The organism is Streptomyces sp. NPDC001530 (assembly GCF_042894545.1).
In the GTDB taxonomy this organism is placed as follows: Bacteria; Actinomycetota; Actinomycetes; order Streptomycetales; family Streptomycetaceae; genus Streptomyces.
Genome location: NZ_JBIAVS010000038.1, coordinates 25,942 through 51,928, shown reverse-complemented (window position 1 = coordinate 51,928; position 25,987 = coordinate 25,942). Strand labels below are relative to the sequence as shown.

General features: G+C 69.4%; 17 protein-coding genes. 8 read left to right on the top strand and 9 right to left on the bottom strand.

Annotated elements, in window-relative coordinates:
* The first annotated feature begins 13 nt into the window (after positions 1 to 13).
* A complete protein-coding gene (locus tag ACFY0T_RS46455) occupies positions 14 to 1,747 on the top strand; it encodes a glycoside hydrolase family 13 protein (protein WP_388884611.1) in 1,734 nt (577 codons plus the stop codon).
* Between the two features lie 54 nt (positions 1,748 to 1,801).
* Here ACFY0T_RS46455 and ACFY0T_RS46450 read toward each other — a convergent pair whose 3' ends face one another.
* Positions 1,802 to 3,811 (bottom strand): carbohydrate-binding module family 20 domain-containing protein, encoded by a 2,010-nt coding sequence (locus tag ACFY0T_RS46450; protein ID WP_388884610.1) that lies wholly within the window; start codon positions 3,809 to 3,811, stop codon positions 1,802 to 1,804.
* Positions 3,812 to 4,039: 228 nt separating this feature from the next.
* Between ACFY0T_RS46450 and ACFY0T_RS46445 the strand changes: the two genes are divergently transcribed.
* From ACFY0T_RS46445 to ACFY0T_RS46425, 5 genes are all read left to right on the top strand, one after another.
* The gene (locus tag ACFY0T_RS46445; RefSeq protein ID WP_388884609.1) at positions 4,040 to 5,422 is read left to right on the top strand and encodes an alpha-amylase family protein; all 1,383 of its coding nucleotides are present in this window, start codon (positions 4,040 to 4,042) and stop codon (positions 5,420 to 5,422) included.
* A 184-nt stretch (positions 5,423 to 5,606) separates the two neighbouring features.
* Complete coding sequence (locus ACFY0T_RS46440) at positions 5,607 to 6,776, top strand: RNA-guided endonuclease InsQ/TnpB family protein (protein ID WP_388884608.1); 1,170 nt, start codon at positions 5,607 to 5,609, stop codon at positions 6,774 to 6,776.
* Positions 6,777 to 7,087: 311 nt separating this feature from the next.
* On the top strand, positions 7,088 to 12,472 hold the full coding sequence (gene pulA, locus ACFY0T_RS46435; protein ID WP_388884635.1) for a pullulanase-type alpha-1,6-glucosidase: 5,385 nt from the start codon (positions 7,088 to 7,090) through the stop codon (positions 12,470 to 12,472).
* Between the two features lie 77 nt (positions 12,473 to 12,549).
* On the top strand, positions 12,550 to 14,157 hold the full coding sequence (locus tag ACFY0T_RS46430) for a SpoIIE family protein phosphatase (protein ID WP_388884607.1): 1,608 nt from the start codon (positions 12,550 to 12,552) through the stop codon (positions 14,155 to 14,157).
* 28 nt (positions 14,158 to 14,185) lie between these two features.
* Positions 14,186 to 14,539 (top strand): 5-carboxymethyl-2-hydroxymuconate Delta-isomerase, encoded by a 354-nt coding sequence (locus ACFY0T_RS46425; protein WP_388884606.1) that lies wholly within the window; start codon positions 14,186 to 14,188, stop codon positions 14,537 to 14,539.
* A gap of 5 nt (positions 14,540 to 14,544) precedes the next feature.
* Here the strand turns inward: ACFY0T_RS46425 and ACFY0T_RS46420 are convergent, their stop codons facing one another.
* From ACFY0T_RS46420 to ACFY0T_RS46410, 3 genes are read right to left on the bottom strand one after another with little or no spacing between them, the layout of a single operon-like run.
* Positions 14,545 to 15,246, bottom strand: a complete 702-nt coding sequence (locus ACFY0T_RS46420) for a TetR/AcrR family transcriptional regulator (RefSeq protein ID WP_388884605.1) — start codon at positions 15,244 to 15,246, stop codon at positions 14,545 to 14,547.
* Between the two features lie 56 nt (positions 15,247 to 15,302).
* Entirely contained in the window at positions 15,303 to 16,397 is a 1,095-nt protein-coding gene (locus ACFY0T_RS46415; protein WP_388884604.1) for a PDR/VanB family oxidoreductase, read from the bottom strand.
* The gene (locus tag ACFY0T_RS46410; protein WP_388884603.1) at positions 16,397 to 17,302 is read right to left on the bottom strand and encodes a metal-dependent hydrolase; all 906 of its coding nucleotides are present in this window, start codon (positions 17,300 to 17,302) and stop codon (positions 16,397 to 16,399) included. The genes ACFY0T_RS46415 and ACFY0T_RS46410 overlap by 1 nt, the downstream gene beginning before the upstream one ends.
* Before the next feature lie 177 nt (positions 17,303 to 17,479).
* Here ACFY0T_RS46410 and ACFY0T_RS46405 point away from each other — a divergent pair, with 177 nt between their 5' ends.
* Positions 17,480 to 18,976, top strand: a complete 1,497-nt coding sequence (locus tag ACFY0T_RS46405; protein ID WP_388884602.1) for an FG-GAP-like repeat-containing protein — start codon at positions 17,480 to 17,482, stop codon at positions 18,974 to 18,976.
* Positions 18,977 to 19,012: 36 nt separating this feature from the next.
* On the opposite strand, the gene ACFY0T_RS46400 is transcribed toward ACFY0T_RS46405, so the two are convergent.
* Together ACFY0T_RS46400 and ACFY0T_RS46395 are read right to left on the bottom strand one after the other, a co-directional pair.
* Positions 19,013 to 20,944: a hypothetical protein gene (locus ACFY0T_RS46400; RefSeq protein WP_388884601.1), complete on the bottom strand. Its 1,932-nt coding sequence runs from the start codon at positions 20,942 to 20,944 to the stop codon at positions 19,013 to 19,015.
* A gap of 50 nt (positions 20,945 to 20,994) precedes the next feature.
* On the bottom strand, positions 20,995 to 21,495 hold the full coding sequence (locus ACFY0T_RS46395) for a tetratricopeptide repeat protein (RefSeq protein WP_388884600.1): 501 nt from the start codon (positions 21,493 to 21,495) through the stop codon (positions 20,995 to 20,997).
* 156 nt (positions 21,496 to 21,651) lie between these two features.
* Between ACFY0T_RS46395 and ACFY0T_RS46390 the strand changes: the two genes are divergently transcribed.
* Positions 21,652 to 22,110, top strand: coding sequence for a hypothetical protein (locus tag ACFY0T_RS46390; RefSeq protein WP_388884599.1), 459 nt, complete (start codon positions 21,652 to 21,654; stop codon positions 22,108 to 22,110).
* An 85-nt stretch (positions 22,111 to 22,195) separates the two neighbouring features.
* On the opposite strand, the gene ACFY0T_RS46385 is transcribed toward ACFY0T_RS46390, so the two are convergent.
* From ACFY0T_RS46385 to ACFY0T_RS46375, 3 genes are all read right to left on the bottom strand, one after another.
* A complete protein-coding gene (locus ACFY0T_RS46385; RefSeq protein ID WP_388884598.1) occupies positions 22,196 to 23,749 on the bottom strand; it encodes a DUF1996 domain-containing protein in 1,554 nt (517 codons plus the stop codon).
* 247 nt (positions 23,750 to 23,996) lie between these two features.
* Positions 23,997 to 24,653: a LuxR C-terminal-related transcriptional regulator gene (locus tag ACFY0T_RS46380; RefSeq protein ID WP_388884597.1), complete on the bottom strand. Its 657-nt coding sequence runs from the start codon at positions 24,651 to 24,653 to the stop codon at positions 23,997 to 23,999.
* On the bottom strand, positions 24,638 to 25,912 hold the full coding sequence (locus tag ACFY0T_RS46375) for a sensor histidine kinase (protein WP_388884596.1): 1,275 nt from the start codon (positions 25,910 to 25,912) through the stop codon (positions 24,638 to 24,640). The genes ACFY0T_RS46380 and ACFY0T_RS46375 overlap by 16 nt, the downstream gene beginning before the upstream one ends.
* Positions 25,913 to 25,987: the final 75 nt, after the last annotated feature.

Here is a 25,987-nt window from a genome sequence, read left to right as displayed (position 1 = left end):
CATCAAGGACGCCATGAGCCAGCACTCCGCCGACCAGGCCCCGAACTCCGCTCTCGCCACCGTCGCCGGCCACCGCGACTGGTGGCGCGACGCGGTGATCTACCAGGTCTATCCGCGCAGCTTCGCCGACAGCAACGGCGACGGCATGGGCGACCTGGAGGGCGTACGTTCCCGACTCCCGTATCTGCGCGACCTCGGCGTGGACGCCGTGTGGCTGAGCCCCTTCTACGCCTCGCCGCAGGCCGACGCCGGCTACGACGTGGCGGACTACCGGGCCGTCGACCCCATGTTCGGCAACCTCATGGACGCCGACGCCCTCATCCGCGAGGCCCATGAACTGGGACTGCGGATCATCGTCGACCTGGTCCCCAACCACTCCTCCGACCAGCACGAGTGGTTCAAGCGGGCCCTGCGCGAAGGCACCGGTTCGCCGCTGCGGGAGCGCTACCACTTCCGGCCCGGCAAGGGCAAGAACGGCGAACTGCCGCCCAACGACTGGGAGTCCATCTTCGGCGGCCCGGCCTGGACGCGCGTGGCCGAGCCGGACGGCACCCCCGGCGAGTGGTACCTGCACCTCTTCGCGCCCGAGCAGCCCGACTTCAACTGGGACCATCCCGCCGTCGGCGACGAGTTCCGCTCGATCCTGCGGTTCTGGCTCGACATGGGCGTCGACGGTTTCCGTATCGACGTCGCCCATGGCCTGGTGAAGGCGGACGGGCTGCCGGACCTGGGCGACCACGACCAGCTGAAGCTGCTGGGCAACGATGTCATGCCGTTCTTCGACCAGGACGGCGTGCACGCCATCTACCGTCAGTGGCGCACGATCCTGGACGAGTACGCGGGAATTGAGAAGGGGCCCGAAGGGCCTTCCTTGGAAGGGCGGTGGTGGGAGACGGGTGGGCGGATCTTTGTCGCCGAGGCGTGGACCCCGACCATCGAGCGCACCGCCAACTACGTGCGCCCCGACGAGCTGCACCAGGCCTTCAACTTCCAGTACCTGGGCACCCATTGGGACGCGGCCGAGCTGCGTTCCGTCATCGACCGCACCCTCGACGCGATGCGGCCGGTGGGCGCCCCCTCCACCTGGGTGCTGTCCAACCACGACGTCACCCGGCACGCCACACGCTTCGCCAACGAGGCCGGGCTCGGCACCCAGATCCGCACCGCCGGCGACCGGGAGCTGGGGCTGCGCCGGGCCCGGGCGGCGACCCTGCTGATGCTGGCGCTGCCCGGCTCCGCCTACCTCTACCAGGGCGAGGAGCTCGGCCTGCCGGACGTCGTGGACCTGCCGGACGAGGTGCGTCAGGACCCCGCCTACTTCCGGGGCGCCGGCCAGGACGGGTTCCGCGACGGCTGCCGGGTGCCGATCCCGTGGACCCGCACCGGCTCCTCGTACGGCTTCGGCAGCGGTGGCAGCTGGCTGCCGCAGCCCGCCGAGTGGGCCGAGCTGAGCGTGGAGGCGCAGACGGGGGCCGAGGGTTCGACCCTGGAGCTGTACCGCAGCGCGCTCGCCCTCCGGCGCGCCGAGCCCGACCTCGGTGCGGGCGACTCCGTCACCTGGCTGAAGGCGCCCGAGGGCGTACTCGCCTTCCGCCGTGGGGAGTTCGTCTGCACCGCGAACACCGGGGGCGAGGCGGTGGCCGTCCCGGCGTACGGCCGTGTCCTCCTCGCCAGCGGCGAGGTGACCCTGTCGCAGGACGGTGAGGCGAAGCTGCCCGCGGACACGACCGTGTGGTGGGCGGCCTGACGCACGCGTGAGCGGTGCTCCGGTCCCCAGGGGACCGGAGCACCGCCCTGTGCGCTACCTCCAGGTGTCACTCACGCTGTAGCCGACACCCGAACCGGTGCTGTACGAGCGGTTGTCGCCCGACTCCCAGGTCACATTGCCGGACGCGTCCTTCTTGATGTACTTGTACGCGAACGACGTCGACCTGGGCACGATCACGAGCCTGCCCCAGTACGGGTACGACGCCGAGGAGAGCGGGATCGCGTCGGCGGTGTTCCAGGAGCCGAGCGAGGGGATCGAGCCGACGACATACACATTGGTGCCGTAGTCGGTCGTCGCCGTCACGCCGAAGGTCACGTCCGTCGCGCTCGCGCTCGCCACGTTCCAGGAGTTGTCGACCTCCACGGCCGAAGCGCCGGTCTCGAGCGGCCTGTTGGCGTTGGACTCCCAGGTGACGTTCCCCGAAGAGTCCTTCTTGATGTACTTGTACTCGATCGTGCTGTTCTGCGGCACCGAGACGTCCGTCTTCCAGATCGGATAGCCGGACGACGAGAGCTTCACCGCGCTCGCCGTGTTCCAGCTGCCCAGCGCGGAGACGGAGCCGACCACGTACACATCGGTGCCGGTGGTGGTCGACGCGTACTCGTTGAAGGTCGCCGTGACCGTGCCGGTGCCGCCGCCACCGCTGCCGCCGCCGCAGTTGACCGTGCAGACGTAGTCCGGGTCGTAGAAGGCGACCGCTCCCTTGGCGGGCACGGTGAGTGATGCCTTGCCGCTCGCGACCGTGACGGTCGTGGCGCCGCCGTCGATCACGTTCGGGTAGGTGCCGTCGGCGAGACCCGTCGTGTACGTGTAGGTGTTCGCGCTCGAGCTGTTGTTGATGGCGACGAACCCGGCTCCGCCCCGGCTGAAGCCGATCACATTGGACGTGGGCGACTGCCAGTTGGCGACGGAGTAACCGGTCGCCGCGTTGTGCCAGCCGATCATGCCGGAGACCGCGGTGTTGCGGTCGAGGCAGTACCAGCCGCTCGCGCAGTTGGTGTCGGTGACGAAGCCGGCCGAGTTCGGCGGGGCCTCGTCGCTCTGGCTGAAGGTCCAGCCGGAGTAGACGGAGGGCCGGCCGTAGCCGCGGGCCAGCTGGAAGATGTTGGCGAGGACCGCGGTGTCGCCGTCCTTGTAGCTGAGCGAGTAGCCGTTGCGCTCGGTGTCGTGGTTGGTGACGAAGGTGTTGGAGTTCGCCTCGGTCGCCAGGCCCCAACTGCTGTCGAAAGACGACAGGTTGGCGATGTCGCCCTGGAACTGCGACTTCATCTGCGCGGCGAAGGTGAAGTCGAGGACATCACCGGTGCCGTAGTACTCGTCGAGCGAGGGCGGGGTGCCGGGGTAGATCTCCTGTGTGATGTACGGCGCCGAGCCCGACGTCGTCGTATGCAGACCGGCGACGATGGCGCTCATGTCGGCGGCCTCGATGTGCTTGGCCGCGTCGACGCGGAAGCCGTCGACGCCCAGGTCGATCTGCTGGTTGAGGAAGCCGATGATCTTTGTGCGGACGTTGCTCTCGGCGGTGTCCAGGTCGGGCAGGCCGAGGAGTTCGCAGTGCTGGACCTGGTAGCGGTTGGACCAGTCCGAGATCGTCGTGGTGCAGTCGTCGCTGTCGGCCGGGTCGTAGTCCGGGGTGTCGTACTTGTTGGTGATGGTCGTGCCGTTGTAGCCGGTGCCGGTCTGCGCGGCGGTGTGGTTGATCACGGCGTCCGTGTAGACCTTGATGCCCGCCGCGTGACACGTGTCGACCATGGTCTTGAAGTCGCTCGCGGTGCCGAAGCGGCTGTTCAGGTTGTAGGAGTACGGCTGGTAGACGTCCCACCAGTAGGAGTTCGTCTGCTTCAGCGACTCGGCGGGCGGGGCCACCTGGACCGCTCCGTACCCGGCCGGGTCGAGGACGTTTGTGCACTCGGAGGCGACCGACTTCCAGTTCCACTCCCACAGGTTGGCGATCACATCGCCGTTGGGAACACCGGTGTCGGCCGCGGCGGCTTGCTGAGCGGGCAGTGCGGCCAGGCCGCCGATTGCCAGCGCTGCGGTCACCAGCAGTCTGGTGACTCTTCGTCGTCGTAAGGCCATCGTGATGCGGCTCCTCTCCGGATCGGTCAACTCGAGCGGGGCGGGCGGGAGTTGACACGTGTGGAGCGTGGGACTGTTGAAGGGGCGGCGTCAATAAGGAAGTTGAAAGTTCTTACGACATCTTGCTGAAACTTGTTTGCAAGAGATACCTTCCGATCCCCCACCCGCACGACGAAGTGCAGGAGCACCCACATGGCAAGGAAAACGCTTGCCGCCTCGTTCGCCCTCGCGGCGGGCCTGGCGGTCTCGGTGACCGTTCCCCCCGGTACGGCGGTGGCCTCCCCACCCGGCACCAAGGACGTCACCGCCGTCCTCTTCGAGTGGAAGTTCGACTCGGTCGCCAAGGAATGCACCAACACGCTGGGCCCGGCCGGTTACGGCTACGTCCAGGTGTCCCCGCCCGCCGAGCACATACAGGGCTCGCAGTGGTGGACCTCCTACCAGCCCGTGAGCTACAAGATCGCCGGCCGGCTCGGCGACGCCACCGCGTTCCAGAACATGGTGAACACGTGCCACGCGGCGGGCGTGAAGGTCGTGGCGGACACGGTGATCAACCACATGTCGGCCGGTTCCGGCACCGGCACGGGCGGCTCTTCGTACACGAAGTACAACTACCCGGGCCTGTACTCGTCCTACGACATGGACGACTGCACGGCGACGATCAGCGACTACACCAACCGCGCCAACGTCCAGAACTGCGAACTCGTGGGGCTCGCCGACCTGGACACCGGCGAGGAGTACGTCCGCAAGACCATCGCCGGGTACATGAACACCCTGCTCGGCTACGGCGTCGACGGCTTCCGCATCGACGCGGCCAAGCACATACCGGCGGCCGACCTCGCGAACATCAAGTCCCGGCTGAGCAATCCGTCCGTGTACTGGAAGCAGGAGGTGATCTACGGCTCGGGCGAGGCCGTCCAGCCGACCGAGTACACGGGCAACGGCGATGTCCAGGAGTTCCGGTACGCCTACGACCTCAAGCGGGTCTTTAACAACGAGAACCTCGCCTATCTGAAGAACTACGGCGAGGGCTGGGGGTACATGAGCAGCTCAGTCGCGGGCGTCTTCGTCGACAACCACGACACCGAGCGCAACGGCTCGACGCTCAACTACAAGGACGGCGCGAACTACACCCTCGCGAACGTCTTCATGCTCGCCTACCCCTACGGCGCGCCCGACATCAACTCCGGCTACGAGTGGTCCGACGCGGACGCGGGTCCGCCCAACGGCGGAACGGTCAACGCCTGCTGGCAGGACGGCTGGAAGTGCCAGCACGCCTGGCCGGAGATCAAGTCGATGGTCGCCTTCCGCAACGCCACCCGGGGCGAGTCCATGACCAACTGGTGGGACAACGGCGCCGACGCCATCGCCTTCGGCCGCGGCAGCAAGGGCTTCGTGGCCATCAACCACGAGTCGAGCTCCCTCGCCCGCACCTACCAGACCTCACTGGCGGCGGGCAGGTACTGCAACGTGCAGAACAACACGACGGTGACGGTGAACAGCTCCGGACAGTTCACGGTGACCCTCGGCGCCAATACGGCGCTGGCGATCTACTCGGGCAAGTCGAGCTGCTGACCCACCGTTGCAGGAGAAGGTCCGGTCACCGCTCCCGTGGGTGACCGGGCCTTCGGCTTCGGCGCAGTCTTGAGCTGGAGGCGGAGCAGTGGAATGCGAACGCGCGGGCGAGCGATCGCTTGATATGGGGATGCTTGTACGAGGGTGGTTCGTTTGTGCTGCTGGCTGTTTAGAGTCGGTGACCATGAAGTTGGTGGTGCAGGTGAAGCTGTTGCCGACGCCCGTACAGGCGGCTGCGCTTGAGGCGACGCTGGATGCGTGCAACGAGGCTGCGAACTGGCTCTCGGGTCAGGCCTTCGCGCGAGGGCGTACCTCTCGTGCGGCCCTCCAGGTGCTGGCATACGCCGAGTTGAGGGCGCGGGGGCTGTCCGCGCAGCCTGCCCTGCACGTGCTGCGTAAGGTCGCCGACGCCTACACCGCGCTGAAGGCGAATTTGAAGGCTGGCAACCTCGGGAAGCCAGGTTCGAAGCGACATGCGAGGGTCACCGGCAAGCCGATCGCGTTCCGGCCCGGGGCGGCCCAGCCCTTCGACGATCGCTGCCTGTCCTGGCAGGCCAAGGCAGGCACGGTGTCGATCTGGACCGTCGCTGGACGGATGAAGGGCATTGCCTTCACTGGCTCGGCCGTCCAATTGGAGATGCTGGCCGACCATCGAAAGGGCGAGTCTGACCTCCTGTGGCAGAACGGCTGCTGGTACCTGCTGGCGACCTGTGACATCCCTGAGCGCGAATTGAACGACAAGCCCGACGGCTTCCTCGGCGTGGATCTGGGCGTGGTCAACATTGCCACCACCAGCACGGGGGCGAGGCACAGCGGTCGCCGCCTCAACCGCACCCGCGAGCGCGACCGCACCCTGCGCTGCAAGCTCCAGAAGAAGAACACCAAGTCCGCGAAGCGGCGGGCGAAGAAGCATGCGGGCAAGGAAGCGCGCCGGGCCCGTGACATCAACCACAAGATCAGCAAAAGCATCGTGGCGGAGGCTCAACGCACCGGACGCGGGATCGCCCTGGAAGATCTGGGCAGGATCCGCGAGCGGGCACGGCTCAGGAAGCCCCAACGCGTCACCCTGCACTCCTGGTCTTTCCATCAACTCGGCAAGTTCATCGCCTACAAGGCGCAACGTGCCGGGGTCCCGGTGGTGTACGTCGATCCGGCCTACACCAGCCAGGAGTGCTCCCAGTGTCACCACATCGACAGACGTAACCGGCCTTCGCAGGCGGTGTTCGCGTGCAGGTCGTGCGGCTTCGTTGAGCACGCCGACCTGAATTCGTCCCACAACATCGCCGCTCGCGGCTGGTGGATGTGGGTCCGCGGGGCTGAGTCACAAGCCCCTGTCCTCACGCTTATCGCGTAAGGGCTGGACGCGGCCGGGTTTCGCCGAAGCCATCGACGAGCCGAGCTGCAAGCCCGGGACTTCGGTCCGGGGCAGTGGACCAACGAGAACCTCGCCTGCCTGAAGAGCCGGGTGTCCAACTCGCCCATCCTCGCCCGACTGGGTCCCGCACCGCGGGCAGCAGGTGAAACTTCTTGCCGCACATTGCAAGACTCTTGCTGTAAACCTTGCGTGAGCGATACGGTCACGCGGGCGTTCGGCACCGAAGCCGGAACGCAGCGCGGGGTCGGACCCGAATACGCCGTAATCGCTAGGAGTTCACACCTGTGGACCTGATACCGAGAGGGCCGGCGCGCCGCCGCCTGAGGCTGCGCGCAGCCGTCCTCGCCGCCGCTCTGGCCGTATCGCTTGCGCAGCCCCTCGCCGCGCGGGCCGACACCCCGCCCGCACCGCCGGCCGACGCGAAGCTCGCCGCCGAGCCGTCCCGGCACGACGACACCCGCGAGCAGTTCTACTTCGTGATGCCGGACCGCTTCGCCAACGGCGACACGTCCAACGACGAGGGCGGCCTGACCGGCTCACGCCTGTCGACCGGCTACGACCCCACCGACAAGGGCTTCTACCAGGGCGGCGACCTCAAGGGCCTGGCCAAGAAGCTCGACTACATCAAGGGGCTCGGCACCACCGCCATCTGGATGGCGCCGATCTTCAAGAACCAGCCCGTGCAGGGCACCGGCAAGGACGCCTCGGCCGGCTACCACGGCTACTGGATCACCGACTTCACCCAGGTCGACCCGCACTTCGGCACCAACAAGGACTTGGAGACGCTGATCTCCAAGGCCCACGCCAAGGGCATGAAGGTCTTCTTCGACGTCATCACCAACCACACGGCCGATGTCGTCGACTACGAGGAGAAGTCCTACGACTACCTCTCCAAGGGTGCCTTCCCGTATCTGACCAAGGACGGCGTGCCCTTCGACGACGCCGACTACGCGGACGGCACCTCCAAGTTCCCGGCCGTCGACGCCGACTCCTTCCCCCGCACGCCGACCGTCGCCGCCGCGAAGAAGAACGCCAAGGTCCCGTCGTGGCTCAACGACCCGACGATGTACCACAACCGCGGCGACTCCACCTTCGCCGGCGAGAGCTCCACGAACGGCGACTTCTCCGGCCTCGACGACCTGTGGACCGAGCGTCCCGAGGTCGTCAGCGGCATGGAGAAGATCTACGAGAAGTGGGTCAAGGACTTCGACATCGACGGCTTCCGGATCGACACCGTGAAGCACGTGAACATGGAGTTCTGGACGCAGTGGGCCACCGCCCTCGACGCGTACGCCGCCCGGCACGGGCGCAAGGACTTCTTCATGTTCGGCGAGGTCTACTCCGCCGACACCTCGATCACTTCGCCGTACGTCACCCAGGGCCGCCTCGACGCCACGCTCGACTTCCCCTTCCAGGACGCGGCACGCTCGTACGCCTCCCAGGGCGGCAGCGCCAGGAAGCTCGCCTCGGTCTTCGGTGACGACTACAAGTACACGACCGACAAGGCCAACGCCTACGAGCAGGTCACCTTCCTCGGCAACCACGACATGGGCCGCATCGGGTACTTCCTGAACCAGGACAACCCGAAGGCGACCGACGCCGAGCTGGTGAAGAAGGACGAGCTCGCGAACGGGCTGATGTTCCTCAGCCGTGGCAACCCCGTCGTCTACTACGGCGACGAGCAGGGCTTCACCGGCTCCGGCGGCGACAAGGACGCCCGCCAGACGATGTTCGCCTCCAAGGTCGCCGACTACCTCGACGACGACGAGATCGGCACCGATCGCACGCACGCGAGTGACGCGTACGACACGAGTGCACCGCTCTACAAGGAGATCAGCGCTCTCTCCAAGCTCCGCAAGGACAACCCGGCCCTCACGGACGGCGTCCAGACGGAGCGGTACGCCGCCGACGGCGCGGGCGTGTACGCCTTCTCCCGTACGGGCACCGACAGGACCGAGTACGTCGTCGCGCTCAACAACGCCGACGAGGCGAAGACGGCGACGTTCGCGACCGGTTCCGCCGACATGACGTTCCGGGGGATCTACGGGACCGACACGTCCGTCAAGAGCGACTCGGACAAGAAGGTCACGGTCACCGTGCCCGCCGGTTCGGCGGTCGTCCTCAAGGCCGAGGGCAGGCTCGGCGCCCCCGCCTCCAAGCCCTCGCTGACGCTGAAGGCCCCCTCCGAGGGAGCCACCGGCACCGTGGAACTGAGCGCCGACGTCGACGGCGGCGGGCTCAACCGTGTCGTCTTCGCCGCCCAGGTCGGAAATGGCAAGTGGCAGACCCTCGGCTCCGCCGACCACGCCCCGTACAAGGTCACCCAGGCCATCGGCAAGGACGTACCGGCCGGAACCGCCCTGCGCTACAAGGCGGTGGTGATCGACTCGCCCGGACGTACCTCCAGCGCGACGGCCGCCAGTACGAGTGGCACCCCGCCCGCCGAAGAGGTCCCGACGGCCTCCTCGCGCGACTACGCGATCGTCCACTACAAGCGCACCGACGGCGACTACACCGACTGGCGGCTGTACGCCTGGGGCGATCTCGCCGACGGTGAGTCGACGACCTGGCCCGCGGGCCACGACTTCGTCGGCCGCGACGCCTACGGGGCCTTCGCCTACGTCAAGTTGAAGCCGGGTGCCTCCAGTGTCGGTTTCCTCGTCATCGACAAGGACGGCAACAAGGACGTCGCCGCCGATCGCACGATCGACGTCACCAAGACGGGCGAGGTCTGGGTCGAGCAGGGCAAGGAAGCCGTCCTCACCGAAAAGCCCGACTACCCGGCGCAGGACAAGACCAAGGCGGTCCTCCACTACCACCGCGCCGACGGCGACTACACCGGCTGGGGACTGCACGTCTGGACCGGCGCCGCGGCGCCCACGGACTGGTCGAAGCCCCTGGAGCCGGTGAAGACTGACGCCTATGGCGCTGTCTTCGAGGTGCCGCTCGCCGAGGGTGCCACCAGCCTCAGCTACATCATCCACAAGGGCGACGAGAAGGACCTCGCCGCCGACCAGTCGCTGGACCTCTCCTCCAACGGCCACGAGGTGTGGCTGTTGAACGGCCAGGAGAACTATCTGCTCCCGCAGCCGGCGGGCAGCGCGGCCGCGCTCGACCTGACCACCTCCAAGGCGGTGTGGATCGACCGGAACACGGTCGCCTGGAACGGCTCCGACGCGGCGGTCTCCACCCAGCTGCTGTACTCCCGCAACGGCTCGATCGCGGTGAAGGACGGAACGCTGACCAGCGACGACGAGCGCTGGCTCCGGCTGTCCAAGACCACGCTCACCGACGCCCAGAAGGCGAAGTTCCCGCACCTGAAGGGCTACACCGCCTGGTCCGTCGACCCGCGCGACCGCGACCGGGTGCGGCAGGCGCTGAGCGGTCAGATCGTCGCCTCGCAGCGGGCTGCCAACGGCGCGGTGCTCGCGGCGACGGGCGTCCAGATCGCCGGCGTACTGGACGATGTGTACGACGCGACGAAGGCGGAGCTCGGGCCGACGTTCCGCAACGGCCGTCCCACGCTCGCCGTGTGGGCGCCCACCGCGCAGAGCGTGTCTCTGGAACTCGATGGCTCCGCCGTCAAGATGAAGCGGAACGACAGCAGCGGCGTCTGGTCCGTCACGGGCAGGAAGTCCTGGACGAACAAGCCCTACCGGTACGTCGTGAAGGTGTGGGCGCCGACCGTCCAGAAGCTGGTCACCAACAAGGTCACCGACCCGTACTCGGTGGCCCTGACCGCCGACTCCGAGCGCAGCCTGGTCGTCGACCTCGACGCCAAGTCCCTTGCCCCGAGCGGCTGGTCGACCCTCAAGAAGCCCAAGGCCGTGGCGCTGAAGGACGCCCAGATCCAGGAGCTGCACATCCGGGACTTCTCGGTGGAGGACAAGACGGCCCAGCACCCCGGCACCTACCTCGCCTTCACCGACAAGGACAGCGACGGCTCCCAGCACCTCCGGCAGCTGGCCAAGTCCGGTACGTCGTATGTGCACTTGCTGCCCGCGTTCGACATCGCGACGATCCCCGAGAAGAAGGCCGACCAGGCGACCACCGACTGCGACCTCGCCTCCTACGCGGCCGACTCCGAGAAGCAGCAGGAGTGCGTGGCGAAGGTCGCCGCGAAGGACGCCTACAACTGGGGCTACGACCCGTACCACTACACGGTCCCGGAGGGTTCGTACGCCACGGACCCCGACGGCACCGAGCGCACCGTCGAGTTCCGCGAGATGGTCAAGTCGCTGAACGAGGACGGCCTGCGGGTCGTCATGGACGTGGTCTACAACCACACCGCGGCCAGCGGCCAGGCCGACACGAGCGTGCTCGACAAGGTGGTGCCCGGCTACTACCAGCGCCTCCTCGCCGACGGCAGCGTGGCCACGTCCACCTGCTGCGCGGGCACGGCGACCGAGAACGCCATGATGGGCAAGCTCGTGGTGGACTCGATCGTCACCTGGGCCAAGGAGTACAAGGTCGACGGCTTCCGCTTCGACCTCATGGGCCACCACCCCAAGGCCAACATCCTGGCCGTACGCAAGGCCCTCGACGCGCTCACCCTCGAAAAGGACGGCGTCGACGGCAAGAAGATCATCCTGTACGGCGAGGGCTGGAACTTCGGTGAGGTCGCCGACGACGCCCGCTTCGTGCAGGCCACCCAGAAGAACATGGCGGGGACCGGCATCGCGACCTTCTCCGACCGGGCCCGTGACGCCGTACGCGGTGGCGGCCCGTTCGACAGCGACCCAGGCATCCAGGGCTTCGCCTCCGGTCTCTACACCGACCCCAACTCCTCCGACTCCAACGGCACTTCGGCGGAGCAGAAGGCGAGGCTCCTGCACTACCAGGACCTCATCAAGGTCGGCCTGACCGGCAACCTCGCCAGGTACCACTTCACCGACTCCGACGGCAAGGAGGTCAAGGGCTCCGAGGTCGACTACAACGGCCAGCCCGCCGGATACGCGGACGCGCCGGGTGACGCCCTCGCGTACGCCGACGCGCACGACAACGAGTCGCTGTACGACGCGCTCACCTACAAGCTGCCGCGTGGGACGAGCGCCGGCGACCGGGCCCGTATGCAGGTCCTGGCCATGGCGACGGCCACCCTCTCGCAGGGCCCGTCCCTCTCCCAGGCCGGCTCCGACCTGCTGCGCTCCAAGTCGCTCGACCGCAACTCGTACGACAGCGGCGACTGGTTCAACGCCATCCACTGGAACTGCCAGGACGGCAACGGCTTCGGACGCGGGCTGCCGATGGCGGCCGACAACCAGTCCAAATGGCCTTACGCCACACCACTGTTGACGTCCGTCAAGGTGGGCTGCGACCAGATCGAGGGTGCCTCGGCCGCCTACCAGGACCTGCTGAAGATCCGTACGAGCGAAAGCGTCTTCGGACTCGGCACGGCCGACCAGGTGCAGTCGAAGCTGTCCTTCCCGCTGTCCGGGAAGGACGAGACCCCCGGGGTGATCACGATGGAGCTCGGCGACCTCGTCGTCGTCTTCAACGCGACGCCCGAGAAGCAGAAGCAGACGATCGGTGCCCTGGCCGGAACGGCGTACGCGCTGCATCCGGTGCAGGCGTCGGGCGCGGACCCTATCGTGAAGTCCTCGTCCTACGCGGCGGAATCGGGCACGTTCGTCGTTCCGGGCCGCACGGTGGCCGTTTTCACCCGGGCCTCGTGAGGGCGCACTAGTTTGATGGGGGCGGGCCGGGATCTCCCGGCCCGTCCCCGCCACCCGTGCCTCGAGGGGCTGTTCGTATGGACGGCAACGACGTGGAGTCCACCGTGATGGTGGTCGACGACACGGCGGCCGGCCGCTATGCGCTGGGCGCTGTGCTCAGCCGTGCCGGGCACAGCGTCATTCCGGTGGCCAGCGCCTGGGAGGCGCTCGTCGAACTCGACGTACGGCTGCGCGCGGGCGTGCTGCCCGATGTGGCGCTGGTGGACGTCGGGCTGCCCGACATGAACGGCTTCGAGCTGTGCCGCAGACTCAAGGCGCAGCCGCCCACGGCCGCCCTGCCCGTGGTGCACTTCTCCGCCGTGTCCGCGGGACCCGCCTACCGCTGCCGGGGCCTGGACGCGGGCGGCGAGGCGTACTTGGCGGTGCCCGCGGAACCCGAGGAGATCCAGGCGGTCGTACGGGCCGCGGTGCGCGGAGCCCGGAAGCGCACGGGTGCCGAGACGCTCGTACGGAGGCTGACGCTGCTGTCCGAGACGATCGCCGCCGTCCAGACGGCGCGCTGTCTGCGGGAGCTCGCCGACGCGGCGGCCGACGGCACCGCCCGGCTCACCGGCTCGCCGGCCGCCGTGTTCGTGCCGGCCGAGGACGGTGAGCTGTTCTGCGGCATGTCCCGGAGCAGGGCGCGGGCGGCGCTGCCCGACCGGGGCGCGCACGAGACCGTGGCCCGGCTGATCCGGCACGCCACCGCCGGACACACCGGGGTGCGCGGCACCGTCGTCCCCGCGCCGCTGTGGCCCGCGGGGTTCTTCCGGCCCGGCGCGTCCGACGACGCGCACCTCGTGCTGGCCCAGGCCCAGGACGGCAGGACACCGGTGTGCCTCGCCACCCCCGCGCGCACCGACCGCAAGCCGGCGCCGCGGACCGACACCCTGGTGGCCCGCCTCGCGCAGGCCACCGCACTGGCCGCCGAGCCACTGCTCATGTACCAGGCGGAACGCCATGTCGCGCTGACCCTGCAACACAGCTTCCTGCCACAGGAGTTGTCCGCGATGCCGGGCGTCGAGGTCGTCGTCCGCTATGTGCCCGCCTCCCGGCAGACCGAGATCGGCGGCGACTTCTACGCGGCGCTGAATACCTCGGCCGGGGTGCTCACGGCGGTCGGCGACGTCGTCGGGCACTCGCTGGAGGCGGCCACCGTGATGGTCGAGATCCGGCACGCGCTGCGCGCCTACTGCGTCGAGGACCCCGAACCCCGGGTACTGGCCCGGAGGCTCGACCAGATGCTGCAGCACTACCACCCCGACGCCACGACCACCGTCTGTCTGACCTTGGTCGACCCGGCGAGCGGGCGGGCCCGGATCGCCAACGCGGGCCACATCCCGCCGCTGGTCGTCGGCGACGACGGCACCGCCGGATACGTCGAGGCGCGCGGTCCGCTGCTCGGCCTCGGCCTGGACCGCCCGCCGCCCACCGAGGTCACCCTGCTGCCCACGGACCGGCTCCTCATGATCACCGACGGCCTCATCGAGACCCGCGGCACGGACCTGGAGGTCTCCCTGGAACAGCTGCGCACCGCCGCGGCCGCCGCCCCGCCCGGCACCGCCGCCCTCTGCGACACCCTGCTCGCCTGCTTCGGCCGGGACCGGGAGGACGACATCGCGCTGCTGGCGCTGCGGTTAAGGTGACCGGGAGACCCCTAGAACAGGAGTGCCCATGCCGCAGATCACCGTCGAGTTCTCCTCGGCGCTCGACCACGTCGACTGGCGCGGGTTCGCGCTCGCGCTGCACCCCGTGGTCGTCGAGACGGCGGCCGCGCGGCTCGAAGCGTGCAAAACGCGGACCCTGCGGACCGAGGACGACGTGGTGGGGGCGGACGCGGACGGGCAGGCGATCGTCAACGTCACGATCGCCCTGCTCGCCGGCCGGACCGACGACACCAAGGCGAAGCTCACCGAATCCGCGCTGGAGCTGCTGCGCAAGTACATCGAGCCCACCGACGGGCTCGCGCTGCACGTGTCCGCCGAGGTGCGCGACCTCGACCCGTCGTACCGCAAGTTCGAGGCCTAGGGGGATTACGCCGCCGGGGGCGACGCCAGTGCGACCAGCCGGACGACGAGGTCGCTGAACGGCCCGTCGCCCGGCTCGTCCTTGAGCCCCTTGCGCAGCAGCTCGCCCACCTCCTCGTCGTTCGCGGCGCTCACCGCCGCCAGCGCCGCGAAGTCGTGCACGAGCTGCACCTCCAGCTCGCCGCGCGGAATCCGCCGCCCGTCCAGCCAGATCAGCGCCGTCGACTCGACGAGCGAGATCCAGGAGCGGATCACCAGTTCGAGACGGGCGGGCGGGTCCTCGACCTTCAGATGCGAGAGGATCTGGAGGTACGCGGCCTGTCGTACGGCGTCGATCAGCGCGTTGGTGGTGGACGAGCCGACCGCGGGGCCGCCGCGCATCAACGCCGCGAAACCGGGCCCGTGATCGTCGACGAAGTCGAAGAAGCGGCGCATCACCCGGAGCAGTCGCGCCCCCAGCGGTCCCTCCTGGGGTTCCACGAACCGGCCCGCGAGATCGTCCGACGCGCGCTGCAACGCCGCCTCGTACAGGCTGAGTTTGCCGGGAAAGTAGTGGTAGACCAGCGGCCGCGAGATACCGGCGGCCGAGGCTATCTCGTCGATCGAGACCTCGTCGGGCGAGCGTCGGCTGAACAGTTCGAGGGCGACGCCGATCAACTGCTGCCGCCGCTCCTCGACACCCATCCTGCGGCGTACCCCGGTTGTCATACGAACACCTTACCGATCGGATCCGGCCCGAAACGGGCCGGTCCGGCCACGGGTGTTCACATGTCCAACACGATTCGCTCACCGCGCGCCCGCGATACACAGATCAGCATCGAGTCACCACGCTCCGCATCCGTCAGCAGTTCGTCCCGGTGCTCGATCTCCCCTTCCAGGACCCGCTGTTGGCAGGTTCCGCAGAACCCCTGCTCGCAGGAGTAGACGGTGCCGGGCAGCTCCGCGCGCACGGCGGCGAGGACGGTGGAGTCGGCCGAGACGGTCACCGTCCGTCCGCTGCGGCGCAGTTCGACCTCGAAGGCGCCGTCGCCCTCGCTCGACGTATGGGGCGCGCTGTGTTCTCCCGGGGGACGACCGCCGGACCCCCGGCCGGAAAAACGCTCCACGTGCAGCGTCGCCCCGTCCGGGAGACGGGCCTCGACCGCCTCCATCAGCCCCTCCGGACCGCAGCAGTAGACCGCCGCGCCCTCGGGAACGTCCGCGAACAGCGCGTCGAGGTCCGGCAGTCCGTCCGCGTCCTCGGCGACGACGGTGACCGTGCCGCCGCGCAGCTTCTCGATCTCCTCCAGGAACGGCATCGAGGCCCGCGTCCGCCCGCCGTACAACAGCCGCCAGTCCGCGCCCTCCTGCTGGACGGCCCGCAGCATCGGCAGGATCGGCGTGATCCCGATGCCGCCCGCGACGAAGACGTACGACGGCGCCGGTGCGAGCGGGAAGCGGTTGCGCGGCCCGCGCACCTCGACCTCCATGCCCTCCTGGAGCTGTTCGTGGACCTCGCGCGAGCCGCCCCGCCCGTCCTCGACCAGCCGTGTCGCGACGGTGTACGACGACGTGTCCTCCGGGTCCCCGCACAGCGAGTACTGCCGTACGAGCCCCGACGGCAGCATCAGATCGAGGTGCGCGCCCGGCTCCCAGACCGGCAAGTCCCGCCCTTCCAGGCGCAGTTGTACGACCCCGTCGGCGACCCGTTCGTGCCGGGTGAGCAGCAGCCGCAGCGCCCGGGAACGCGGCCGCCCGGAGATCGGGTTCTCCAGGGCGGGCAGCGGCCACAGCGGCGAGGCCTCGATCCGGCGGCGCATCGCGCGCCTGACGAGCAGCGCCGCACCGGCGACGGCCACGACGGTCAGCGGCCGGAGCATCAGGCCACCCCCCGTTCCGCCGCCGTGGCCGCGGGGGAGGAGGCGAGATAGGCGACGGCCTGCTCGGTGGAGCCCTCCTGGGAGGGGTGATAAGTACGGCTGAGATAGCGGGGGATGGACTTGAGCATGTCCCCGGTCGACGGCAGCACGCCCTGCTTCCCGCTCACATAGAAATCCTTGAAGCTCGCCCTGCCCGCGGCGAGCGTCGGGTCGTTCTCCATGAAGAAGCGCGCCCCGCGCTGCCACAGGAAGACGAGCGCGGTGAACGCGGTCGCCCAGGTCCGCGCACGGCGCCGGTAGCTCCCGTCGAGGTGCATGAACAACTCGAACGCCACGGACCGGTGCTCGACCTCCTCGGCCCCGTGCCAGCGCAACAGGTCCAGCATGGTCGGGTCGGCGCCGCGCCGGTCCAACTCCTCGGCGTTCAGCACCCAGTTGCCGAGGAAGGCGGTGTAGTGCTCGATGGCCGCGATGAGGGCGACCCGCTCCATCAGCCACCACTCCCGGGCCTTCCCGGGCGGCAGCGTGCGATCGCCGAGCAGCTTCTCGAAGAGCCAGTCGACCTGCGCGGTGTACGGCGTCGGGTCGAGCCCCAGCTCCTTGAGGTGCGGTAGTACCTCGTCGTGCGCCTGCGAGTGCATCGCCTCCTGCCCGATGAACCCGATGACGTCCTCGCGCAGCCGCTCGTCGCGGATGTGGGGCAGCACCTGCTTGTAGACGTGCACGAACCAGCGCTCACCGGCCGGCAGCAGCAGATGCAGCACATTGATGGTGTGGGTGGCGAACGGATCCCCCGGCACCCAGTGCAACGGCGTGTCCTCCCAGGAGAACGACACCTTCCGCGCCTTGAGCGCCACCCGCTCGGACTCGACCGGCCGGGGCAGCCGGGCCTGCGTATTAGACATGTTGTCAATGTACTGACGGGTAAGTCCGCGGGGAACCCTCGTGCAGGGACGGACTCAGAGGCGGGTGGAGCAGGGGTCGCAGAGACGGACTCATGGGTTCCGTACAACCAAGTCCGCGCCACACAGGTCACTTACGCGCCTACCTGCACGAACTCAACAGGAGACCATTCGGTGCACATGTCCCTCAGACGCGTCCTCGCCTGCGCCGCCACGGCCGCGCTCGCCGCCGGCGGTCTCGCGCTGACCTCCACGCCCGCGGCCACCGCGGCCCCGGCCCAGCAGCTCTCCGACGACTTCAACGGCGACGGCTACCGCGACGTCGTCCTCAACCTGCCCTTCCACTCCACGTCGACACGGCACCTGAGCGGCGCGGCGATGGTGCTCTACGGCTCGGCGAGCGGCCTGAGCAGCACGCACCGCAAGCTGATCACCCAGAACACCGCCGGGGTGCCCGGCACCGCCGAGTCCGTCGACTGGTTCGGCCACGCCTCCACGACCGGCGACTTCGACGGCGACGGCTACGCCGACCTGGCCGTGTCGGCCCCCCGCGAGGGCTATGTCTCCGGCGACACCACCTGGACCGACGCCGGCCAGGTGACGCTGATCTGGGGCGGCCCCGACGGCCTGACCTACCACGGCGGCACCACCGTCAAGCTCGGCACCCCCACGGTCGATCGCCAGCTGGCCGGCATCGACCTCGCGTCCGGCGACTTCAACGGTGACGGCAAGCGGGACCTGGTGGTCGGCAACGGCCGCGGCGGCGAGGCCGGGACGCTGCTGCTCGGCCCCTTCACCCGCACCGGTTCGGCCGCGTCCCGCAAGCCGCTGGGAGTCGCCACCGGAACGCCCTACTACGCCGAGACCATGCTGGCCACGGGGGACCTGACCGGCGACGGCGTGACCGACGTGCTGGTGTCGTGGGACTCCGGAACGCTGGATCCGACGCAGGGGATCCATGTGCTGCGCGGCGGCTCCGGGGGACTCACGGACATCGGCACCCTCAAGGACGCGCTCGGCAGCGAGCTCAACCACCGCCAGGGCGAGCGCCTGGCCATCGGAGATCTGGACCGCGACGGCCACGACGACGTGGTCGTTCCGCAGCCCTTCGCCCTGGACCACAAGGGCGAGTTCCTCGTCGTCTACGGCGGCGCCAACGGCCAGGACCCGGCCCGCAAGCCGGTGCACTTCAGCCAGGACACGCCTGGCGTGCCCGACAGCAACTCCGACGTCGGATCGGACCACTTCGGCAAGCAGGTCGCCGTCGGGGACGTCAACGGGGACGGCTACCCGGACGTGATCGCGACCAGCCCCGACGAGAACCACAGCAACCTGACCGACCCCGGCAAGGTGACCGTCCTGCGCGGCGGCCCCGGCGGGCTGACCGGGAGCGGCGCCACCTCGTTCACCCAGAACACGGCGGGGGTGCCGGGCGAGGCCATCCGGTACGGCGGCTTCGGCGCGAGCGCCAAGGCCACCGACGTCAACGGCGACGGCCGGGCCGACGCGCTGCTCGGCGTGTACACCGTCCACGCCGGGGCCGCGGACGGCTACCTCGGCGGTCTGTGGGCGCTCCCGGGCAGCGCCACGGGCACGGGCTCCAAGTCCTTCACCAACACCAGCCTCGGCTTCGCGGAGGGCAGCAACTTCGAGCTGGGCAAGTCCTTCAACCGCTGACGAACAGCCGGGCCTGAAGGCCGCGACGCACCGCGACTAGCGCAGTCCGCTGATGGACCTGCCGTCGCTCAGCGTCCCCTTCAGGCCCGCCTGCGCGCCCTGCTCGGCCCGCACGGTCAGCAGGTGGCCCTGCGAGGCACCGCGCACTCCGCCCGTCGCCCGGATCGACTCCGTGTCCCGGCTGCCCGCCGCCAGCAGATACCAGGACCCCGCCGTCGACTTCCACAGCACCTTGGCCAGCACATGGGGGTCGCGGGAGCCGCACGCGGGGGAGTTCTCGGCCTTCGCCGCGACCGCCCCATACGCGCTGCCCGGGGTGTGGAACTGGGCGAGCACCCGCGTGCCGCCGCCCCGCCAGGTGTCGGCCCGGGTGCAGACCCACTCCGCGCTGCCGCTCGCGTCGGGCAGCGGCTGCTCGGCATACTGCCAGGCGTTCACGGACCGCACGCCCTGGGAGCGCACGGCGGCGAGGGAGCAGGCGAAGGGCGACCAGGTCCGCAGGGCCTCCGCGCCGGACGCCTCGTGGGGCGCCGAGGGGCGGCCCGAGGTGAGGTGGGCCGGGGTCAGCTCGCCGAGGTCGGCCATCAGACGGGTGCCGGAGTCGTCCTTCAGTTGCAGCACGTTCCACGACGTGCACGCGCCGGTCTGCTGGGCCGGGCCGGCCAGCGGCGAGGTGATGCCATCCGCCGACAGGTCGAGGTCCATCGCGCCGGAGGACGGCTTCAGCAGGTCCCGCTCGGCGGCCTTGGTCACCCAAGGGGCCGTCAGATAGCGGACGTTGCCGTCGGCACGGTCCAGGACCACCGCGTTCGCCTCGGCCCCCCTCGCTCCGTCGACGCGCGCGAAGTCGAGGCCCGCCTCGCTGGTGCCGTTCTTCGGCTCGGCGTACCGGGCGATGCGCAGACCGTCGTAGAGGAGCACCACGCGCGCCTGGTCGACGTCGCCCGCGTACAGCAGTTGCGGCGGTCCGGGCGGGGCGCCCAAGGGGGTGCCGGGGGTCCAGGAGAGCTGCACGGATTCGCCGGGCCGAGCCCATACGGCGAGGGCGCGGCGCAGCAGGGCGGTGTCCTTGACGAGGTTGCCGCGCGCGGGCCACACGGAGAAGTCGGTGCGGGCCGACGACTGCCAGGCCGTGGCCGCCACCCTGGTCAACCGGGCGGGATTCAGGGCGGCTTCGGCCGCCGGGTTCTGCGCGTAGGAGGGTGCCGCGGCGCCGTCCGGGCCCCATCCGTCGCCGGGCAGACCGAGCAGGGCGCCGCACACGGCCACGGCCGCGGTGGCGGCGAGCGCGGCCTTCATGTGCTGCCTGCGCCGCATCAGATCGGTCGGCCGGGCGTGCAGCGAACAGGGATCGAACTCGGGGGAGTGGAGGAGGGCGTCCTGGGCCGCCACCCCGCCGGCCTCCGAGAGCGCCGTACCGGGGGCCTTGACGCCCGCCGCCGTCAGCACCTTCATGACGTCCGCGTCCGACAGCTTCTCCAGACCGCGCAGCACATACGCGGCGCGGGCGGGCGCGGACAGCGCGGACAGCCGCTGGTCCAGGGCGAGTTCGTCGGCGCCGCCCGAGCGTGGGAAGAGCCTGAGGCCCCACACCTGGGGCAGCAGCGGCGGCAGCTGGGACCGCTTGGGCCACGCCCGCCGTTTCAGCGGCAGGCCCGCCTCCAGCGCCGTACGCACCACCCGGAGGCGGACGAAGGCGTAGCCCGGGTCGCCGTCGCGGCCGTCGGCGGTCTGCTGGGCCGGGATGACCGACGCGTCACCGGACGTACGGCCCCGGGGCAGCGCGCGCTGGGTGAGGGCGTGCGCGGTCAGCACCCGTCGGTTGCGGCCGAGGCTCGGCGGCAGCACCAGATAGGCGAGCCGGACGAGCCGGGGATAGTGCTCGACGAGCGCGGCCTCGGCCTGCTCGACGTCGACGACCGGTCCTGAGGGGGGCGCGGGGCGCGGGGCTACATCCTGTGACTGCACGTTCAGCAAAACGAGCGAATCGGTGGATGGTCACCTGGTCCCCCGGGGCGTTACTCCTCGGGCTCCACGAGCAGCCGCGCGTAGTTCGCCATCGACCGCTGGTAGCGCGGCAGATGGGGCGCGAGGGCGCCGAGGACGAGGGAGAGGCCCTCGCGGTCGCGGCCCAGGCTGGACAGGCAGAGCGCGAGACAGGCGCGTACCGCGTCGTCCAACTCGTCCGAGGGCGCGTCGAGTTCGGGGGTGAGGAGCTTGACTCCCTCCTCCGCCTGCCCGATGTTCCGCAGCGAGCTGGAGAGCTGGATCTTGGCGCGGCGGCCCTTGTAGCCGCTGAGGCCGCGGGCGAGCGCCTCCCGGTACAGCGGTGCGGCCTTGTCCGAGTGGCCCGTCGAGTCCCAGGCGCAGGCCTGCTCGAACGGTCCGAGGGGGCTGCCGGCGGGCAGTTCGGCCACCAGCGCGTCGATCACCGCCCGGAAGTCCGCCGCGTCCTGTTCTTCGTAGTCGTCGAACGTGGCCCAGGCGGCCGCCGTACGCTCTTCCCAGTCTTCGTTCACGGGGGACACCCTCGCACACCTGTGCCCCTGGCGGCAGCGGCATTTACCCGCGGAACAGCGGCCGATTGAGCGCGGCGCGCCCGGGAGCCGTATCGAAGGCAGAGTCCCCGCCGGGGCTCTTATCGGCGTGAGCGCCGACAGGTACCGGAGGAACGTATGAGGTTGACACGCGAGACGCTTCTGGCCGGGGCCGCCGTGGCCCTGCTGACGCTGACCGGCTGCGGCGGATCGGGCGACAAGGCGGCCACGGACGACAAGGTCCCGGCCACGGCGACCGGCAGTCTGGAGGACCTGGCGGCCGAGGTGAAGTGCAAGCCGGACATCCAGACGGACGCCGACGAGATCCGCCAGGGCGTCTGCAGGATCAGCGACGGCAAGTTCATCCTGGCGACCTTCGCCACCGACCGCGGCCAGCGCGAGTGGCTCAACGGGGCCAAGGACTACGGCGGTTCGTACCTCGTCGGCGCCAAGTGGGTCGCCGTGGGGGACCAGAAGATGGTCACGACGCTGCGCGGCCAGCTCGGCGGGACCGTGGAGGAGGGGGCCTCGCACCACTCGGGGAGTAGCGGTGGTGGGGGAACCGAGACCACGCACTCCGGTCACCACAGCGGCTGACCGCGCAGGACTTGGACGGCCTTGCTTCGTGCGGCAGTGACGAAGGCCGGTGGCGGGAGATCCCGCCACCGGCCTTCTCAGTGCGTCACTTGCAGCGCTGGCCGCTGTTGACGCAGTTGACCATCTTGTTCATCACGTTCTCGTCGAAGACGTTGATGAAGTCGTCGTGGTCGGTTGCGGGCTTGTGCAGCTGTTCCGGGAAGCCGTCCACCGCGTAGGCGTTCTTGACCTGCCCGTTCTCGATGGTCGGCGCCGGCACGTTGTACACCAGGCGCATCGACAGCTGCGGGATCGCCTTGAAGCCATTGGCGCAGTTGCCCTGGGCGTCGGCGAAGGCCACGTGCGTACGGTGGTTCGCGCTGTCGATGTTCTGGCCGTCCCAGCAGCTCTGGAACTTGAACGTGCGCACCACGCTGCTGCCCTGGGGGCAGATCGGGTACTGCGTCGTCAGCTGCACCTTGTTCTCGAAGCCGGTGCAGCTCCAGTGGGCGTTGGCGTTCGCGAGGCCGTTGGTCGTGGTCTTCGCGTCACCGGTGATGATCCGCAGGAACTTCGGCATCGCGACGACCTTGCTCTTCGGGTTACCGACGAACTTGATCTGCGCCTGCTTGGCCTGCTGGATCGCGCCGACGTTGCCTTCCTTGCCACCGCCGTCGTTGTTCTGGTCGAAGTCCTGCGTACCGTTCTGGATACGCACGACCGGCCAGTAGTACGACGACTTGTCGCCCTGGTTCGTGCAGCTGGTCTGGGCTGCGGCGAACGTGTCGTTGTTGGCGAAGGCGTCGTTCGACTGGTTGCCGACGTAGTCGTGCAGGTGGTGTGCGCCATTGGTGACACCGGGCGCCACGATCACGTTGTCGGTGTTGAACTTCTTGTTGGCGTTCACACCGCAAATGCTCGTGAACGTGCCGTTCGAACCGCCGGCCTGGGTCCGGGCCTTCTGGGCGACATTCGGCTGGACCTTCGTGATATCCACGAAGTCGGCGGCGACAGGACCGTTTCCGGCCTGACCGCCATTGCCGGCCTGCTGACCGCCATTGCCGTTCTGCTGACCGCCGTTGCCGGCCGGCTGGCTGGCCGAGGCGCTCGGGGCCGCGCTGGCCGAGGCGCCGCCGTTCTGCTGGCCGCCGTTGTTGTTCCAGCCGCCGCCCGCGTTGGTCTGGGCCTGGTCGGCGGTGGTCCCGGTACAGGCGGCGAGACCGTCCAGCGAGCCCGGGGCGGTGGCGCCGACCCGCCTGAAGTCGATCTTGATCCGGTCGATCACCGCGGTCCGCTTGTCCTTCAGCGGGCTCAGGATGGCGTTCTGTACGAAGCCCGCGTCGTTCGTCTGGGCCTGTCGCGTCGAGGCCAGCCGGGCGTATGCCTCGGTGATCTGCTTGTCGAGAGTCGCCAGCTCCGTGTCGACGCCCGACTTCGCCCCGCTCGGCACGTTGGTCAACTTCTGCCCGACGTCAGGGCAGCTGATCGTGGCGACCTGAGCGGAGGCGGCCTTCGTGGTATTGGGAGAATTGTTCTCCTCGTGTGCCGAGGCGTAGAAATTCGCCCAGATCAGCCCGCCCCCGCCGATCGCGAGAGCTGCCGACGCGGCCACGGCGCGAACGGCCAGCGGCGAACGGCGTTTTCGTATGTTGCGTCCCATGGAACTCCTCTGACTTCCTTGCGGGGGCATCGAGGCGCCCGACAGGAGTGAAGCGGCGCCATTCCATACGGAGGGGGCGCGTGAGGCGTTCAGAAACCTCGGAAAATCTTAGAAGTTCGTGAGGTCAATTCCGGCACAATGGGCCCAGAAGCCCGCGTTTCTCCGGGAGTTGATCTCCTGAAACAGGTTTGGCGGTGCTTTTTGACTGATATTCAGCGGCGCCTGGGCCCTGCTTCCCCGATCCCATTCAGCGGGCGCCCTGATCCAAATAGGCGAGCACCGCGAGGACGCGTCGGTTGTCGTCGTCCGAGACCTCCAGGCCCAGCTTGGCGAAGATGTTGGAGGTGTGCTTCGCGATCGCCCGCTCCGTGACCACGAGTTGGGCCGCGATCGCCGCGTTCGACCGTCCCTGTGCCATCAGTTCGAGCACCTCCAGCTCGCGCGGGGTGAGCCGGCCGAGCGGCTGGTCGACGGTGGACCGCCGCGACAGCAGCTGCTGGATGACCTGCGGATCCATCGCCGTACCGCCCGCGGCGACCCTGCGTACGGCGTCGATGAACTGCTCCGCGTCGAACACCCGGTCCTTGAGCAGATAGCCGACCCCGCCCGTACCGTCGGCGAGCAACTCCCGCGCGTACAGCTGCTCCACGTGCTGGGACAGGACGAGCACCGGCAGCCCCGGCCGGTCGCGGCGGGCCTGAAGCGCGCACTGCAGCCCCTCGTCCGTGTGCGAGGGCGGCAGCCGTACGTCGACCACGGCGACGTCCGGCTCCAACTCGGCCAGCGCTCGGCTGAGTTCGGGCCCGCTCTCGACGGCGGCGGCGACCTCGAAGTCGTACGCCTCAAGCATCCGGACCAGTCCGTCGCGCAGCAGGAACAGGTCTTCGGCTAGGACAACACGCAAGGGATCTCCATGGTGACCATGGTGGGACCGCCCGCGGGGCTGCTGACGGCCAGGACGCCGTCGAATGTACCCAGTCGCCGCTCGACTCCGGCCAGGCCCGATCCCGCGCCGATCCGCGCGCCGCCCTTGCCGTTGTCGGTGACCGCGATGCGCAGCATGCCGTCCGTGTGGTGGAGGTCGACCCAGACGCGGTCGGCGCCGGAGTGCTTGACCGCGTTGGTCAGCGCCTCGCTGACGGCGAAGTACGCGGCGGACTCGACGGGCGCGTCGGCACGGCCGTCCAAGTCGACGTCCACCTCGGCCGCGAGGGGCAGCCGCAGCGCCAACGCCCTGACAGCGTCGCCGAGTCCGCGCTCCGCGAGCACGGGCGGATGGATGCCGCGGACGAGATCCCGCAGCTCGGTGAGCGCGTCGGCGGAGGACTGCCGGGCCTGAGCGAGCAACTCCTTCGCCTTGGCCGGATCCTTCTCGACCAACGCCTCGATGGTCCCCAGATCCATCCCCATCGCGACGAGCCGCGCCTGCGCTCCGTCGTGCAAGTCCCGCTCGATGCGCCGGAGTTCGGCCGCCGAGGTGTCGACGGCGTCACGCCGGGTCTCGGTCAGCACGCGGACCCGCTCGGCCAGTTCGCCCTGGCCGGAGGCGAGCACGGAGCGGGTGAGCTGGAAGTGGAGGCGCAGGAGGGGTGGGGAGAGGTAGTAGGCGGCGACGAGGAGTACGGCGGCGAGGGCACCCGCGAGGAGGGCGCTGCCCTGTCCGGACACCGGCACGAAGCCGTACCACCAGCCGACCCTGCCCGTGCCGTCGGTGAACACCCGCCACAGTCCGAGGGCCAGCGCGAAACCCTCCGCCGGGTAGAAGAGCAGTGCGGCGGACAGCAGCGCGGTGGCGAACCCGGCGGTCATGTCGACCAGCAGCCACCCCAGATCCCGCCAGGTGGCAGGGTCCCCGAGCATCCGGAAGCACCGCGTCCAGGGGTTGGCGTGCTCCGGGATCGGCCGGTACGCGGCCGGAATCCTCACCTGGCACCACTCCGCGGCGACGATCCGCCGTGCGTTCGCGAAGGCCCGTACGCCGGTCAGTGCCCATGGGGCGGTGACGATTCCTATGCCCAGCGGCACGAGGGCGATCGATACGACGGTCAGTACGAAGAGGATGACCGAGCCGGCCAGGCCCACCACGGCGACCGCGAGTCCCCGTACCCCGGCCACGACGGCCTCCCGCCCTCGCGTCCGCACATCGCTGCTCTGCGTCTCCATGCGCCCCAGTCTCACCGACCCGCCGGACGGGGTCACTGGGCTGGGCACCCCGGTGGGGGGTGGTGCTAGCAGCAC

What these genes read in the sequence shown, in the direction of transcription:
- ACFY0T_RS46455 (WP_388884611.1), top strand. Translation starts at nt 14, where the DNA reads ATGAGCCAGCACTCCGCCGACCAGGCCCCGAACTCCGCTCTCGCCACC.
- ACFY0T_RS46445 (WP_388884609.1), top strand. Translation starts at nt 4,040, where the DNA reads ATGGCAAGGAAAACGCTTGCCGCCTCGTTCGCCCTCGCGGCGGGCCTG.
- ACFY0T_RS46440 (WP_388884608.1), top strand. Translation starts at nt 5,607, where the DNA reads ATGAAGTTGGTGGTGCAGGTGAAGCTGTTGCCGACGCCCGTACAGGCG.
- ACFY0T_RS46430 (WP_388884607.1), top strand. Translation starts at nt 12,550, where the DNA reads ATGGACGGCAACGACGTGGAGTCCACCGTGATGGTGGTCGACGACACG.
- ACFY0T_RS46425 (WP_388884606.1), top strand. Translation starts at nt 14,186, where the DNA reads ATGCCGCAGATCACCGTCGAGTTCTCCTCGGCGCTCGACCACGTCGAC.
- ACFY0T_RS46420 (WP_388884605.1), bottom strand. Translation starts at nt 15,246, where the DNA reads ATGACAACCGGGGTACGCCGCAGGATGGGTGTCGAGGAGCGGCGGCAG.
- ACFY0T_RS46415 (WP_388884604.1), bottom strand. Translation starts at nt 16,397, where the DNA reads ATGCTCCGGCCGCTGACCGTCGTGGCCGTCGCCGGTGCGGCGCTGCTC.
- ACFY0T_RS46410 (WP_388884603.1), bottom strand. Translation starts at nt 17,302, where the DNA reads ATGTCTAATACGCAGGCCCGGCTGCCCCGGCCGGTCGAGTCCGAGCGG.
- ACFY0T_RS46405 (WP_388884602.1), top strand. Translation starts at nt 17,480, where the DNA reads ATGTCCCTCAGACGCGTCCTCGCCTGCGCCGCCACGGCCGCGCTCGCC.
- ACFY0T_RS46390 (WP_388884599.1), top strand. Translation starts at nt 21,652, where the DNA reads ATGAGGTTGACACGCGAGACGCTTCTGGCCGGGGCCGCCGTGGCCCTG.
- ACFY0T_RS46385 (WP_388884598.1), bottom strand. Translation starts at nt 23,749, where the DNA reads ATGGGACGCAACATACGAAAACGCCGTTCGCCGCTGGCCGTTCGCGCC.
- ACFY0T_RS46375 (WP_388884596.1), bottom strand. Translation starts at nt 25,912, where the DNA reads ATGGAGACGCAGAGCAGCGATGTGCGGACGCGAGGGCGGGAGGCCGTC.